This is a genomic window from Nitrospira sp. KM1 (genome assembly GCF_011405515.1).
In the GTDB taxonomy this organism is placed as follows: Bacteria; Nitrospirota; Nitrospiria; order Nitrospirales; family Nitrospiraceae; genus Nitrospira_C.
Genome location: NZ_AP022671.1, coordinates 1,172,622 through 1,187,081, shown reverse-complemented (window position 1 = coordinate 1,187,081; position 14,460 = coordinate 1,172,622). Strand labels below are relative to the sequence as shown.

Annotated in this window: 17 protein-coding genes; 10 read left to right on the top strand and 7 right to left on the bottom strand. The window is 56.6% G+C overall.

Annotated features, from left to right (window positions below; translation table 11 throughout):
- Positions 1 to 56: 56 nt before the first annotated feature.
- From W02_RS05460 to acs, 3 genes are read right to left on the bottom strand one after another with little or no spacing between them, the layout of a single operon-like run.
- Positions 57 to 278: a hypothetical protein gene (locus tag W02_RS05460; protein ID WP_173045553.1), complete on the bottom strand. Its 222-nt coding sequence runs from the start codon at positions 276 to 278 to the stop codon at positions 57 to 59.
- Between the two features lie 45 nt (positions 279 to 323).
- Positions 324 to 794 (bottom strand): IPT/TIG domain-containing protein, encoded by a 471-nt coding sequence (locus tag W02_RS05455; protein WP_173045551.1) that lies wholly within the window; start codon positions 792 to 794, stop codon positions 324 to 326.
- A 35-nt stretch (positions 795 to 829) separates the two neighbouring features.
- Positions 830 to 2,719 carry an acetate--CoA ligase gene (acs, locus tag W02_RS05450; RefSeq protein ID WP_173045549.1) on the bottom strand — a complete coding sequence of 630 codons (1,890 nt, stop codon included), beginning with the start codon at positions 2,717 to 2,719 and terminating at the stop codon, positions 830 to 832.
- Between the two features lie 217 nt (positions 2,720 to 2,936).
- Between acs and W02_RS05445 the strand changes: the two genes are divergently transcribed.
- On the top strand, positions 2,937 to 4,334 hold the full coding sequence (locus tag W02_RS05445; protein WP_173045547.1) for a caspase family protein: 1,398 nt from the start codon (positions 2,937 to 2,939) through the stop codon (positions 4,332 to 4,334).
- On the opposite strand, the gene W02_RS05440 is transcribed toward W02_RS05445, so the two are convergent.
- Positions 4,331 to 4,501, bottom strand: coding sequence for a hypothetical protein (locus W02_RS05440; protein ID WP_173045545.1), 171 nt, complete (start codon positions 4,499 to 4,501; stop codon positions 4,331 to 4,333). The genes W02_RS05445 and W02_RS05440 overlap by 4 nt on opposite strands.
- Positions 4,502 to 4,664: 163 nt before the next feature.
- Between W02_RS05440 and W02_RS05435 the strand changes: the two genes are divergently transcribed.
- The 6 genes from W02_RS05435 (at position 4,665) to W02_RS05410 (ending at position 9,263) form a co-directional block, all read left to right on the top strand.
- On the top strand, positions 4,665 to 5,231 hold the full coding sequence (locus tag W02_RS05435; protein ID WP_173045543.1) for an LPP20 family lipoprotein: 567 nt from the start codon (positions 4,665 to 4,667) through the stop codon (positions 5,229 to 5,231).
- A gap of 55 nt (positions 5,232 to 5,286) precedes the next feature.
- Complete coding sequence (locus tag W02_RS05430) at positions 5,287 to 5,904, top strand: penicillin-binding protein activator LpoB (protein WP_173045541.1); 618 nt, start codon at positions 5,287 to 5,289, stop codon at positions 5,902 to 5,904.
- Between the two features lie 168 nt (positions 5,905 to 6,072).
- The gene (locus W02_RS05425) at positions 6,073 to 7,401 is read left to right on the top strand and encodes a COG3014 family protein (protein WP_173045539.1); all 1,329 of its coding nucleotides are present in this window, start codon (positions 6,073 to 6,075) and stop codon (positions 7,399 to 7,401) included.
- On the top strand, positions 7,398 to 8,534 hold the full coding sequence (locus tag W02_RS05420) for an LPP20 family lipoprotein (protein ID WP_173045537.1): 1,137 nt from the start codon (positions 7,398 to 7,400) through the stop codon (positions 8,532 to 8,534). The genes W02_RS05425 and W02_RS05420 overlap by 4 nt, the downstream gene beginning before the upstream one ends.
- A gap of 20 nt (positions 8,535 to 8,554) precedes the next feature.
- Positions 8,555 to 8,815 carry a hypothetical protein gene (locus W02_RS05415; RefSeq protein WP_173045535.1) on the top strand — a complete coding sequence of 87 codons (261 nt, stop codon included), beginning with the start codon at positions 8,555 to 8,557 and terminating at the stop codon, positions 8,813 to 8,815.
- Between the two features lie 4 nt (positions 8,816 to 8,819).
- Positions 8,820 to 9,263, top strand: a complete 444-nt coding sequence (locus tag W02_RS05410; protein ID WP_173045533.1) for a type II toxin-antitoxin system VapC family toxin — start codon at positions 8,820 to 8,822, stop codon at positions 9,261 to 9,263.
- Positions 9,264 to 9,347: 84 nt separating this feature from the next.
- On the opposite strand, the gene W02_RS05405 is transcribed toward W02_RS05410, so the two are convergent.
- Together W02_RS05405 and W02_RS05400 are read right to left on the bottom strand one after the other, a co-directional pair.
- Positions 9,348 to 9,878 (bottom strand): hypothetical protein, encoded by a 531-nt coding sequence (locus tag W02_RS05405; protein ID WP_173045531.1) that lies wholly within the window; start codon positions 9,876 to 9,878, stop codon positions 9,348 to 9,350.
- A gap of 12 nt (positions 9,879 to 9,890) precedes the next feature.
- Positions 9,891 to 10,967 (bottom strand): HEAT repeat domain-containing protein, encoded by a 1,077-nt coding sequence (locus W02_RS05400; RefSeq protein ID WP_173045529.1) that lies wholly within the window; start codon positions 10,965 to 10,967, stop codon positions 9,891 to 9,893.
- 328 nt (positions 10,968 to 11,295) lie between these two features.
- Between W02_RS05400 and W02_RS05395 the strand changes: the two genes are divergently transcribed.
- Together W02_RS05395 and W02_RS22035 are read left to right on the top strand one after the other, a co-directional pair.
- Complete coding sequence (locus W02_RS05395; RefSeq protein WP_173045527.1) at positions 11,296 to 11,796, top strand: 4Fe-4S dicluster domain-containing protein; 501 nt, start codon at positions 11,296 to 11,298, stop codon at positions 11,794 to 11,796.
- On the top strand, positions 11,748 to 12,023 hold the full coding sequence (locus W02_RS22035; RefSeq protein WP_370467963.1) for a DUF5989 family protein: 276 nt from the start codon (positions 11,748 to 11,750) through the stop codon (positions 12,021 to 12,023). The genes W02_RS05395 and W02_RS22035 overlap by 49 nt, the downstream gene beginning before the upstream one ends.
- Here the strand turns inward: W02_RS22035 and W02_RS05390 are convergent.
- Entirely contained in the window at positions 11,921 to 13,450 is a 1,530-nt protein-coding gene (locus W02_RS05390) for a hypothetical protein (RefSeq protein WP_173045525.1), read from the bottom strand. The genes W02_RS22035 and W02_RS05390 overlap by 103 nt on opposite strands.
- A 186-nt stretch (positions 13,451 to 13,636) precedes the next feature.
- On the opposite strand from W02_RS05390, the gene proC reads away from it, so the two are divergent.
- Positions 13,637 to 14,455 carry a pyrroline-5-carboxylate reductase gene (proC, locus tag W02_RS05385; RefSeq protein ID WP_173045523.1) on the top strand — a complete coding sequence of 273 codons (819 nt, stop codon included), beginning with the start codon at positions 13,637 to 13,639 and terminating at the stop codon, positions 14,453 to 14,455.
- Positions 14,456 to 14,460: the final 5 nt, after the last annotated feature.

Sequence of the window (14,460 nt, the reverse complement as noted above, 5' to 3'; positions counted from 1 at the left end):
CTTGAGGAGGAAGCTGTTGAGGCTTGCGCCGGGTACTGAATGGCTGAGAGGGGTCTTTATGGCTGATTTCTGGCCGACGAGCGATAGGCAATATAGAGAACGATCCCGGCTAGGACAGAAATGATCAGCACGACCACCAGCTGAATACCAAAGCTGATTGGCCCGACGAATGCTTTATAGAATTGTAGCAGTACGATCGGCAGGCCCACGGCTATGGTAAGGGCCAACATATGCCGCCGAAGATAAATAGGTTCCCCCGGTTTTCGCTTTCCATTCATAACAGGTCAGGCCGCTCGGGCAGCGCGGGAGGACACCCTCGGCTGTCATTTCAGCAAGAACGCCTTTGAGTCTCCTCCAGACGCAGTGGTGATGCTCACAATGGCCATCCCTTTGCGTCCGCCGGACGGGACAGTCGTCGTGATCGTCCTCTCATCCTGCATGGTGAATTTGGCCGGACGCCCGGGGCCGAACGAAACATCCCGCAAGCAGTTGGCTGATCCGAATTGTGATCCTTTGATGGTGATCTTGTCTCCGGCCTTCCCTTCGTCCGGTACGAGTTTTTCGATCTTGGGCGCTGCTCCGAAGCAGGCCTTGGCTTTTCCCGCCAGCTCGGCTGTCTGATAGGCCGGCTTTTGCGACTTGGATTGAGGCGTCTTGGCTTCCGGCGGCGCCTTCGCTTTCTTTTTGGCCGGCGGCGCATTCTCGGCGCCCAATGCCGGCCAGGACAAACCGGCGCACAAAAGGAAAACCGCCGCGCTGATCGATGCCGCTGTGATGCCGAGCTGCCGTTTCATACGATTCCCTCCTGATGCATGCCGATGCATGGTTGCTATTCTTCGATAGTCGAAATGTCGCCGGGGTCCTGGCCGAGTTCCTTGGCCTTGAGCACCCTTCGCATGATTTTCCCCGATCGGGTTTTCGGCAGCGAAGCCACGATATCGACTTCCGCCGGGACAGCGATTTTCCCCAGTTCCTGTTTGACCTGTTCTTTGATCGAATGGATCAACTCCGGAGTCTCATGCTCGCCCTGCTTGAGAATGATAAACGCCTTGATGGATTCTCCTACGGTCTTGTGCGGTTTCCCGATTACCGCCGCTTCTGCCACGGCGGGATGGCTCACCAGAGCGCTTTCTACCTCAGCGGTCCCAAGACGGTTGCCTGCGACCTTGATGACGTCGTCGGCCCGGCCCATGAACCACATGTATCCATCGGCATCCTTATGGCACACATCGCCGGCCGTGTAACAGTTCGGAATGGTCTGCCAGTACGCCTTGTACCGCTCCGGATCCTTGTAGATGGTTCGCATCATCGAAGGCCAAGGTTTCTTGATGACCGCGAACCCTCCGGCGTTCGGCGGGAGGCTTTTGCCTTCGCGATCGACCACATCGGCTTCGATGCCGAAAAACGGTCGTGTGGCCGAGCCGGGTTTCAGTGGAACGGTCGGCAGCGGCGTGATGAGAATCGCGCCCGTTTCCGTCTGCCACCACGTGTCCATGATGGGTTTATCCCCGCCGGCCGCGCGATGGAACCACTCCCAGGCCTCAGGGTTAATGGGCTCGCCGACACTGCCAAGAATGCGGAGAGTCGACAGGTCATATTTCTTCGGCCAGTCCTCGCCATACCGCATGAGAAGACGAATCGCGGTGGGCGTCGTATAAAAGATCGACACCCCGTACCGCTCGATCAAATCCCACCAGCGCCCGGGATTCGGATAGTCCGGTTTTCCTTCGGCGGTGAGAATCGTCGCGCCGTTGAGCAGCGGCCCGTAGACGATATAGCTGTGTCCGGTGACCCAGCCGGGATCCGCGACGCAAAAATAGACATCTTCGTCTTTGAGATCGAACACATATTTCGTCGTCGCATAGGTTCCCACCATGTATCCACCATGGACGTGAACGACTCCTTTGGGCTTTCCGGTGGTGCCGGAGGTGTAGAGGATGTACAGGGGAGATTCGGAGTCCAACGGTTCCGCGTCGCAGACAGGTTTCTCGTCCTTGACCCAGGCGTGCCAGTCGAGCTCTTTGGAACCGACCGGCGGGGGATCGACATGCTGGCGCCGCACGACAATCACGTGTTCGACCGTCGAGCACGCTTTCATCGCGTCGTCGACGACCGATTTCAGGTTGATGACCTTGCCCCGGTCGAAACCGACATCGGCGGTAATGATGAGCCTGGCTTCGGCATCATTCACTCGACTGGCCAAGGCGGGGGCGCTGAATCCTGAGTACACGACGCTGTGAATTATGCCCAGCCGGGCGCAAGCCAGCATGGCAATGACCTGCTCGGGGATTTTCGGCAAATAAATGGTGACGCGGTCGCCCTTTCTCAAGCCCAGCTTCTTCAGCGCGTTGGCACAACGATTGACCTGTCGATACAGCTCAGCGTATGTGAACACTCGTTCTTCGTCTTGTTCTCCCACCCAGATCAGCGCGACTTTGTTCCTGCGCCAGGTTCGCACATGGCGATCCAGGCAGTTATACGCAATGTTGCAGGTTGCACCGACAAACCATTTCGCCCAGGGATAGTTCCACTCGAGGACGGTCTTCCAGGGCGTAAACCATTCCAGTTCCTTGGCCATGCCGCTCCAGAATCCTTCCGGGTCCGCGATCGATTTCCGGTAGTCACTTTCGTAATCTTTGATATGGGCGGCAGATTTCGTCTTGTCGGTCGGTCGGTAGACGCGGCTTTCCTTTAAGAGGGTATCGATGTTGTCTGCCATGACGAACGGACTCCTTCGTTCTTCGATGCACGATGACCAGAAGACTGGCTTCGCGGCTCATGCCGGTGCGCCGGTGCAATGGGCAGGAGCTGCAACATACCGTCATTACGGTCGATGATGCAATAACCGAGGCTCGGTTAGCCGTCGCACCGTTTCCCCCCTGGTTTCTTGACAGGTGTTCAAATGCCAGAGTAGGCTGAAATCTCACCAGTGATTCATGCACTCCATGTTGGCTATGCTTCGACGCGCTCCACATTTCTCCCGCATCATCCCCTTCCTATCAATTGTGATTTTCCTGACTCTGGCTCAGCTGCAGGCTGGGCATGCGCAGTTGGGAAAGCCCGAGGCCCTCTACTACAAATCGTGGGCGGTTGTGATCGGCATAGAGAATTATCTTCTGGCTCCCAAAATTTCCGGCGCGATCGAAGACGGAAAGTCGGTGGCGAACGCACTGCGGCAACTCGGATTCGATAATGTGGTCGAGCTGTACGACAAAGATGCGAGCTTCCGTCGCTTGCAGCAGACGCTGTCAGATTTTCTGCCTCGGAAGGTCGGACGGCAGGATCGTTTGGTGATCTATTACATCGGACATGCGGGCGTCATGCAGGATTCTTCCGGGATTGAGATCGGCTACCTGGTGCCGTGGGATGCACAGGTTGGAAATGTGGCCAAATCGATCACGTTCGAGAATATCAAGGAATTCAGCCGCCGCATTGCCTCCAAGCATACGTTGCTTGTATTCGACGCGGCGGTGCGGGGGTGGGAAGTGAGCGCCGCTCAGCCGCTTTCGCTGGAAGGGCGGCTAGCTCCGGAAGACGACATGGAGAAGCGTGCCGTTCAGGTCCTGGCTGCGGCAGACAAAGGGGAGAGCCTCGCTCGGACGAACGAACGGAGTTTGTTCGCGCAAACCATCGTTGCCGGCCTATCGGGAGGGGCGGACTCGGACAAGAACGGTTGGCTGATGGCCAGCGAACTGGGACGATACGTGACGACCAAAATCCAAGAGCAATCTCACGGAAGTCAACATCCGTTGTTCTCTCAGATCGAGGGAGACGGAGATACGGTTCTCATCGAGGGCCGAAAGGCCGCATTCAGGCTGGGCGGAGAACCGCAGACTCCCGCTGAGCGACTTCAGGCTGCAAAAATGCAATATGAACAGGCGTTCTCGCTTCTTCAGACTGGAAAAGGACAGGAGGAGGCCCTGGAACGTCTGAACAAGGCATTGGATTACGATCCGACCTTCGGAGATGCCTATGTGTTGAAGAGCTATGTCCGGTTGGAGGTGCTTCCAGACCTTGACGATGCCTTATCCGCGGCGAAAGCGGCGGTGCAGTATGCGCCCAAGAACGCCGATTCTCACTATACACTCGGACTCATCTATCAGAAGCGTGAACAGTTTTTGGAGGCCGAACAGGCGATGCAGGAAGCGCTACGGGTGAATCCGAACTATGTCGATGTCTACTTTTCGCTCGGTCTTCTGTATGCCGACAGCATGCATGATCAGCATAAGGCCGTCGAGGCCTTTACCCGCTATCTCGAACTTGGGGGAACTCATTCGCGCGCGCGAGAAGCGGTCGCGCAATCGAATGCCCCAACTCCTCCTGACAAACCCTAATCTTTTGCCCCTCCCTTCAGATAACCCAGGCCGATTTTCAAGGCACGTCTGGTGATCTCGGCCCATCGAACTTGGGGATATTCAGCCAATACTGCCGCCGCCTTGGGGTCTTGGATGTCGAGGTTGAGGATCTTGATGATACCGTCGTCTATTTGTACGTCGGCCACGGAAGCCCTCCTTCATGGTCTTGCGAGATGACACGTTGCGCCGCGGTTTCGTTGACTCGATTGGAGGTGCATGTTAGCATGATTTCGTCGTTTTTCTCGAATTCTGAGGCACGCCACGACGCTCAACCAAGCCAGGATCGCCACTACACGAAGGAGGACGCAGATGAACCAGCCACAGGGGCTCTTACGATTGGCCGGTAGCGGAGTCGCACTCATGTTGATCGTCGGGCTTACCGCCTGCGGAGGTCCTCCAAAGTGGGTGAAACAGGGGTCCGGAGCGTTCAACGATAAGGACACGAAGGCGTTTTACGGAGTGGGATCGGTCACCGGAGTGCGAAATGAACCGTTGGCGTGGGACACAGCCGAAAACAGAGGCCGGGCAGAGATTGCGAAGACATTCGACACCTATACAGGTTACTTGATGCGTGACTATGCAGCTTCCACTACTGCCGGAGACTTTTCGCGAAACACGGAAGAGCAGAATGTCGAACGAGCGATCAAAACCATCACCACCACCAGTCTCAGCGGAGTTCGTTCGATCGACCGCTTTAAAGATGAGAAGACCGGCACCTACTACGTGCTGACGAAATTGAACCTCGAAGATATGAAGAACAATCTCGAGCAGGCCAAGGAACTGAACGGGCAAGTCCGGGATTTCGTTCGGAAGAATGCCGATCGCCTCTTTGAGCGGCTCGAGAAGGAAGAAGACAAGCGCTCCAACCGACAATAAACGGACACCACTGGCACGCGCCGGCTCCGTGCACCCAACAATCATGAGGAAAGTGATGGTACGACCCTATGTGCGCAGAATGGGAATGGCCATGTGTGCGATCGGCGTGCTGATGCTCGGAGGATGCGGACACGAAACGAGAGTCACGCGTGTTGATTCCGGACTGGTCACGGATTTGAGCGGGCGTTGGAACGACACCGATTCGCGCATGGTGGCCGAGTCGATGGTCAAGGATGCCTTGGAATATTCCTGGTTGAATAATTTCACGCAATTGAAGCACCGACCTCCGGTTGTGGTGGTGGGGACTGTTGTCAACAGCAGTCACGAACACATCAATGTGCAGACGTTCGTAACGGATCTCGAACGTGAACTCACGAACTCCCAGAAGGTCACGTTCGTCGCGGGTAAGAACGAGCGCGAGGAAGTCAGGAGCGAGCGCAAAGAGCAGGCCATGTATGCCCGTGAAGATACGCAGAAGGCGCCCGGCAAGGAGATTGGCGCCGACTATATGATGAAGGGCGCGATTGCGACCATACCGGATGAAGTCGACGGGACCACCGCCATGTTCTATCAGATCGATCTCCAGATGGTTGACCTGGAGAGCAACGCGAAGGTCTGGTTCGGCCAGAAGAAGATCAAGAAAGTCATTGAAAAGAAACGCACGGTTTTTTAGACTCCTCCTCGTCCGTTGAACCTCCCGGTCTTACGCCTTGGCGCTTCAGATTCCCCACGGTGGGACCTTCGTGTTTTACCGTGGCCGTTGTTCATCATCTCCCTCGCGGTTCTCGTCTCGGGTTGCGGACCTTCCGTCGATCGATACCTCCTTGTCGACAACAGTCTGATGGCACACGACTTCAAGCGTGCTGATGCCGCGATCCAGCAGGCGGAGAAAGAATATGGAGAGAAAAGCCGCGTGTTGTACGGGATGGACCGCGGGATGACGCTCCAGCTGGCCGGTGATTTTCAGCAGAGTAATCAGATGCTCGAACAGGCCGAGGACGAGATCGATCGCCTCTATACGCGTAAAGTTCGGACTGAAACGCTCGCCTTCATGACGAACGATACCTCATTGCCCTATGAGGGCGATCCCTACGAACAGGTGCTGATCAATGTGTTGAGAGGTATCAACTACGCGATGTTGGGCCAGTGGGAAGATGCCCTCGTCGAGGCTCGGAAAATCGATCGCCGCCTGAATTTATTGTCCGACAGGATCAAGGATAAAGAGGCCTATCGCGAAGACGCATCTGCACGGTATGTGGCGGGCATTCTGTACGAAAGCACCGGCGACATCAATAACGCGTTTATCTCGTATCGCAAGGCCTACGAGATTTTCGACGCGACCAAAGGTTGGTCACGCACGGCAGCGCCGGTTCAACTGCAGCGGGATCTTCTTCGCACGGCTGAAGCATTGCAGCTCACTCAAGAGCTCGCAGATTACCAACGCGAATTTCCAGAGGTGACCTGGCAATCGGTTCGCGCGCACCAGCAACTCGCTCAAGTTGTTGTGATCAGCTATAATGGCCGCGCGCCGCGCAAGGAAGATTTGTTTCTGGACTTGCCGATCAGCCTGGATGCGTTGCAACTGGTTCTCCTGAATCGCGGATTTTCTCAGGCCAGTGGACGTCAGAACCGGGCGGTTGACAGCACGCTGTATGGTCTGAACGGCCGTGTTGTGCGAGTCGCGTTACCGCGTCTGGTGATTCAGAAAACGGCGTTCCACAGCGATGCGGTGTACTTGAACCCGACCACCGGAACCCCGGTTGCCGCGCGGGCCGAACTGACCGAGAGCGTGACGGCGCAGGCCGAGAAGGCGCTGTCTGAACGGATGCCGGGCATTACCGTAAAGGCGTTGGCGCGAGCAGCTGTAAAGTTCAGTCTCGCGGAAGGAGCGACAAGGGGTGCTCAGCAGGCCGCCGGGAAAGACGCCGGGCCATGGGTCGGTCTCATCGTGAGCTTATTGACGAAAGGGTATGCCGTTGCGTCGGAGGAAGCCGACAAACGCAGTTGGCGGACATTGCCTGATGAAATCCATATCGCACGGACATGGGTAACGCCCGGTACGTATCAGGTGCAGGGTGGGGCCTTGGCCGGCAACAAGGCAGCAGGAGGGCGCACCATCTCTCTCGGAGCCGGAGAGACGGGTTTCCTCATTCAACGGGTGTTGCCGTGACGCGGCAGATCATCATCGCTCTGGGAGTTTTCGGCTGGCTGATCACAGGATGTACATCGTTTGGAGGACCGTCCAAACCGGCATGGATCGATGGAACCAGCCCGGAGTATCCCTCCTCTCAGTATCTCGTCGGAGTGGGCCAGGCCGATAATCGGCACGCAGCGGAGGATCAGGCCTACGCGGCATTGGCACGCATCTTCAAAAGTGAAATTTCCGCTCAGTCCAAGGACTGGGAATCCTATCTGGTTGTCGAGCAGAGTGGTCGGGCGCGTGACGAGCGGAGATTGACGCTCGACAACCTGACTCAGGTGTCGACGGATAAAGTCCTGGAGAACGTTCGGATCGCCGATCGCTGGCTCGACCCGAAAAAGGGATTGTCCTATGCGCTCGCGGTCATGCAGCGGTCTCAGGCCGAGACCGCCTTCAAGGAAAAGATAGCAGACTTGGACCATTCGATACAGGATGATGTCGCCGAGTCACGGCATGCCTCGGATAAGCTCGTCAAAGTCAGGGGAATGAGGAGGGCCATCCGTAATCTCGTCTTGCGCGAAACATATAATACCGATTTGCGTGTCATTCGGATGAGCGGACAGGGCATTGCCCCTCCCTATCGAGTCAACGAATTGACTCAGGAACTCGATCAATTTCTTGACGCGCATCTTGCCGTCGGCGTCTTGGTTTCCGGGGATCAAGCTGAGCCGGTGCAGCGAGCGTTGAGTGAAGGATTGATCAAGGAGGGGCTGCATGTGATGGGTCGTGCGAGCTCGGGTTCCATTCTCGACGCCTCCGCCGCTGATCATCCGGTGGACGTCCTGGTCCGCGGACTCGTCCGCGTGTGGCCTATCGATGTGAGGGATCCCCAATTCGTGTATGTCAGATGGTGCAGCGACTTCGAAGTGCTGGATGTCGACGGGCAGCGTGTCGTGGGGGCGATTTCCAAGGGAGGAAAGGAAGGACACTTATCAGAGCGCGAAGCGAATGCCAAGGTTGTGAGAGTGATGCAACAGGAATTCTCCAGCGACGTGGCAAGGGCGATCGCGGCTCACGTGTACGGAGAATCTGAGCTTCCGGCTCAGGCCATCCGTCCCGCCGGGTGTCCAAGTGAAGGGTTGAAACCAGGTGCAACTCACTAAGATGGAGGAGAGACGAACCTATGAGCAAAGCAATTGGCGGGCGGGCGCCGCGTAGCCGCGGCCGTGGACTGACAGCGACCCAGAAACGCGTACCCAGCCGGCTTGCTAAACGGCGACTGGGCGACCGATTGCGCGACGATACGACATCGTTCAACACCGGAAATCTTGCCGACAAGCTTCGCCGGGAAGGCTATGAAGAAGTGCCGCTCGATGAGCTTCAAGACCGATTGTCGAAAATGTCCGGTCCGTTGGCGGCGGTTATTCTCAAGGGGAGGATATGAGCGTATGCCCTATTACTATTTTGATTCGACCGCTCTCGTAAAGCGCTACAGCATGGAACGCGGTACGCGCATCGTGAATAAGCTCATGGTCAAACGAGGGAAGGTGGCGATCATCCCGACTTGGACAGTGACCGAGTTGTATTCGTCATTTTCCAATCGTGCACAGCAGGGCGAAATCACCCGGGACGACTGCTATTCGGTTATCCATAAGTTCGAGAGGGAGTCCGCCGAGGGCCTGTTTCAATTCATCGTTCCCACAATGCAGACGTATCTCTCCACGAAGGAGCTCTGCATGGAGTATCCGTTTCTCCGGGCGCAACAGGTCATGCACCTGGCGTTAGGGTTGGAACTCAAGCCGTTGAGGCTGACGATGGTCAGCGCCGACACGCAACTCTTGGCTGCGAGCAAAACAGCCGGTCTGCATATCATTAATCCTGAGGAGGATTGAGCACGTGACGGTGACTGAGTCGCCTGAACGATTCAGCAACCGCAAAGGAGCGTGGGTCTATCGAAATACCGCCCCGGCCGTATTCTACGGACACTGGTAGTCGGTGATCATGGAAGCGAGCACGATCACCCAATCGTCAGCTGTCGCATGAAGTTGCTTGACGGGCTCGACGAGCGGGCTCGCGTTGTCCGACATCGGCTCTAAAAGCGAGAGCGCCTGTTGGACACTGGTCTGAGCCAGCGAGAGGCTTCCGCAGACGCCCGAAGATGCCGGTAACTGGTCCCCGGCCCGTCTGAACAACGCCATTGCCCGGTATCCGTGCTCCTGAGATCGAAAGAGCGGTTCAGCAGCTTGATAGAGCTGGCTTTTCGCCGCGTCGTCCCGAAATTTCTTGCTGAGCTGTTTGGCCATCAGCGCTGCGCGTCCCATGTTCAACGCCGCTCCGTCAGGGTCATCATTCCCGATGGATTCTTCCGCTTTGGCTCGCAGGCGGTCCAACTCTGCTACGTCACCAATGACTTGTCCCCAACTGGATCGGTCACTTTGGATCACGGTGATAAGGACGGCTATTCCAAGAAGAATTCGGTAGAGGAGGGAGGAGAGACGGTTCCGCATGGCATGCAGACCCTATTGAAGATATTCCCAGGTATCGATCTGTTTAATACTCCAGTTGACGGCCTCCTTGAGTTTGACCAGTTTGGGGTCGGCATCGTTTTCCCGAACCTGGTAGAGCGATTTTTGGAGGGCGAACAGGGGCTCGTAGGCTCGTCGATCCGGGAGTTTTCCCAACGCCCAAGCCACCTCGGTTTTGAGTGCGACATCGTCGGTCGTCTTGAGGGTGTCAAGGAGAGGATCGACGATCGTAAAATCTCCGTGCAAGGCACCCAGGACGCCCAGCGCTTTGGCAGCAGACGGACGTAATTCAGGCTTTCCGTCTTTCATCGTCTGCACCAGGATCGGCAACGTGTCCTTTTGGCCGATATTGCCCAAAGCCAGCGCAGCGGCCTTTGCGAGTTCGATGTTTTCGCCTTTCAAAGCTTCGAGAAGGCGGGGAACAGCATTGGTCGAGAACAGATGGCCGAATAACGTGATCAGCCGTACCTTCCGCGCCTGTGTCGTGGCAGGATCGTCATAGACTTTGAACAGACGCGCTTCCTGCCCCCATTCGGTACTGATGAGAGCCGGGAAATCGTAATCTTCCAAACGCGTCTTCAGCTGTTCCATGGCGAACGCCGACGCGTCCTTGATTTGCGCCGCAGCCGCCGCCTGTTGCGCATCCTGAAAATCGGTCCGCACTTCTTTCCGCCAGCCCATTCGTTTCCCGTCGAGGAGATAGGACATCTGGCAGGCCGGTCCTTTCCAGAGACGGGAGGGCGAGTCGGGAAGATCCGCATCGCTGCCCATGTTGGTGGTTCCTTCCCACGTTTTTCGTTGCTCACACTTGACGACGAATGTCGCATCGTGCGGTTGGCCGGGGTCGGGTATCACCGTGTAACCGAATTCCAGCAGGCGTTTCGTCACCACGTCCGTCAGCGGCGCGGGATCGGCAGCTCCATTGTCGGTCAGGGCGATGACTTCAACGCGGACGCGATTGATCTGCTCAAGCTTGAGTTTTTGTTCGGGCGTGAGGGATTCCTGCCGAGCCTGTACCGGCGTGGCGATCATGAGGATCAGGCCGAGTAACCAGAAAGTAATAGAGCGCATGATTCAAGGCACTTTACCGAAGGAATGCAATGGTTTCAAGCTCAGCCAATTCGCAGTAGCACGTACACCTTTTGGCCGGATTGTTAGGCAATTCCATCAATGGTACGCTCCGCAGGTCATCAGGAATCCGACTCAACGAGATGGGCAATATGATCAACCCGCCGTCTTCTTCCCCCCTTCAGTTAATCACGATCGATTCGCCGCGGGCCGCGTCTTCGGATTGGCCGTCTTTATCCAATTTACAATGAGCGTCGTGCTGAATCTGCGCTATGGGCATGGAGCCTTCTGTCGGATCTTATGTCCGTACGCGCCCATGATGGCGCCCTTGATGAATCTCTCCCCTGTCCAGTCCAAGATCACCCGCGTGGCGCAATGTACCGGTTGCCGCGACTGCAGCACCGCCTGTCCGCAAGGCATCGACGTGAGCCGGAAAATCTTCCATTTCAATGGCAAGGTCCTCAACCGGGAATGCATCAAATGCTATGCGTGTATCGATGCCTGTGATGATCAGGTGCTCAAGGACACGTCGGCCCCTGCGGTGGCGCAGACGGATCGGCTGAAGCCGTACGAGAAGCGGCCCTGGCAACAGGAAGTCCTGCGCAAGGACGGCTATCTGACCAATGCCCGGCATATGCAGGTCTATGAGCCGCTGGGGCCGGTGCCCGATTTCCTCTCGATCCTGGTCGCGTTGGTGGCGGGCGGGGTGACCTCGCGGTTCGGCGGGTTCTGGTTTTATCCGGGAGCCATCTTCGCCTTTATCCTGTTTCGTGAAGCGGTCGTATGCAGCACGCGACAGATCGCCAAATGGCACGGCAAGCAGGCGGTGTAAGTCTATTCCACGTTTTTGACGACTACGGTGAGGAGAAGGGAGGGTCTATGAATTTTGCGTCAGGAGTTCGAGAGTACTCTCAGTTAATCCATGAGGTGCGCATCTACTTCAGTGAGCGGAGATCCTACTGGCTGGCGCCGCTGATTTTCGCCATCTTGATGCTCGCAACGCTGGCGTTCTTTCTCGAAGGCAGCGTCATGGCTCCAGCCATGTATTCGATCTTCTGAGGCTGCCCCACCGCCATCGACGATGGAGCACTCTTGAGCCGGCCTATTTCGGAGGCCAGTATCGGTTGAAGACAGTCCGCGATATGCACGTTGGACTGTGCCGAATAGTGCGGCCCGGACGCAATGAATTTCTCAGAGCCTTCTTCGTCACGCAGGCAGCCCGCCATGTCGTGATACGGCAGCCCGGCGCCGGACAGCATGCGAACCGTCGGACGGTGGTCATCGCGTGCTTCGAGTTCGGATTCGTAGGGCAGCGTGACGATGAGCGGTACCGCACCTCCCTCCCTCACTTTCTGAACCATGGATCGAATCACGAATTGACTGTCGCGAATGGATTCCAGAGATATATCTCTTTGCCCATACTGGGGGGGAGGTCTAAGAGAGTTCACCAGACGAAAAAAGTACGATTGTTCGAGGGGGCGCCAGAACCCTTGGCGTTCCCATTGCAGCGGTCGGAAATAGTCGTCGAGTTCAAGATAGGGTAAGTTTTCGATCGAGTGCACGGATACATCTATCGTGTTTGGTACAGGAGAATTGACGGCGACCGGACGGGCATTTTTCTCGATCAACCTTGGACGGACGAAGGGAAAACCAATCCATTCCGGATTCATGATAAAGGGGTACACGCTGTTGATTCGCAGGACCATGGCCGATGAGACCCCAATCACCACAATGTGCGGTTTCCATGAACGGACATCTTTCTCATAGCGCAGGAACGTCTGATTGAGCCCATGGGCCGAGACGCCAAAGTTCAAGACCTGTGTGTCGGGTTGTAACAGCGTTTCCAGTAGGTGCCCCCAAGACTCCTCACATCTGACCTCTTCTCCAAACGTCATGGAGTCACCGAGCAGCGCAACGCGCACGGTGAAGGGATGAGTCGAGATGCCGGAATGCCTGGTCCGCGGATCACGAAACGAGATGCCGGATCGTGGACTTCGGAGCCCCTCTTCGCTACTCATGTTTCGTCCGGTGGCATCTCTTCTTGAGGGCGCCACCGTCCAGCCGAGGATCGGGTCGTGCACGAGATAAGAAGGTCTGGTGGTCATCTCATTGATGACCGCCCTCGTCGAACTGACGACATCGAGCCAATGTTTGGGATACAGGACGACTCCGAAGATCCTCTCAGTCGGTCCAGCTGATCTGGATAGAAGCCGTGAAGCCGTTTCCAGGCTGCCAACAAATAACGGGAGCGTGACCAGGTTGATGATTGCTCCCACCAGCGCACGTCGTCGGGCCTGCCTGTCGTTGATGCATAAAGCACGGAACGTCCATGCCAAACAGACCATTACGACAACAGACGAACAGAGAAAGGCGATGCCTGGGAGGCTCGAGAGGAAGGACCATACGTCCGGCTTTCCCGCTACCCGATAGAGAGCGAGTACGGCGACAAATATACCGACTTCCGCAGCGCAGAGGATGAAAAACATCAGAGAATCCCGGCTTGGATTATGAGAGGGATACCGAAGGAATTGCGCATGAGGAAGGATACAAAACGATGTGAGGAGGCTCAACGTTTTTCTCGAATTGTCTAAGGGGCACTGTCCCGGTGCAGCGGGTTGCTGCTCACTGCCTCCAAGTTGCAAGGTCAAAGACGGCGTCAGTATAATCGCCGCATGTTTGGAAGTCGTCGGATCGCGTTTATCGGCGCAGGGAATATGGCGGAAGCCATCATTGCGGGTCTTCTACACTCCGGACTGGCGAATTCCCAGCTCATCGCCTCTGACATCGACAGCAGTCGGCGCGATGCCGTTCGCATGAGATATACAATTGAGACGACGGGGAATAATCGTCAAGCGGCCGATTGGGCGGACGTGATCGTCCTGGCCGTCGAGCCTCAAATCCTCGATGAGGTGTTGGCAGAGACATTTCCCCTCGGAGCTTCATCTAAGTTCATCATTTCCGTTGCCGCCGGGTATCCGCTGTCACGTTTGGCGGCGCATCTTCACGGAGCCGAACGGATGGTGCGAGCCATGCCTAACACTCCGTCGTGTATCCGGCAGGGGGTGACGGCTCTGGCATATGCCGATGGCGTGCTGTCGGAGGACGACGAACGGACGGCGCGGCTGATGTTCGAACAAATCGGACAGGTGGTGCGCGTGAATGAACAGTTGATGGATGCGGTAACGGGGTTGAGCGGAAGCGGGCCCGCGTATGTCTATCTCATGATCGAAGCCCTTGCCGATGGCGGAGTCATGATGGGGCTGTCGCGTCAGGCTGCGCAGATTTTAGCCGCGCAGACGGTTGCCGGCGCTGCCCAACTTGTCATCGACTCGGGAGAGCATCCCGGAGTGCTCAAAGACCGTGTGGCTTCCCCCGGCGGAACCACGATAGCGGGGCTTCATGTTTTGGAAGGCGGAGGGTTTCGAGCGATGCTCGTGTCGGCAGTGGAGGCGGCTTCTAGGCGATCAATGGAATTGGGTTCACAGTCTTAGGAGGG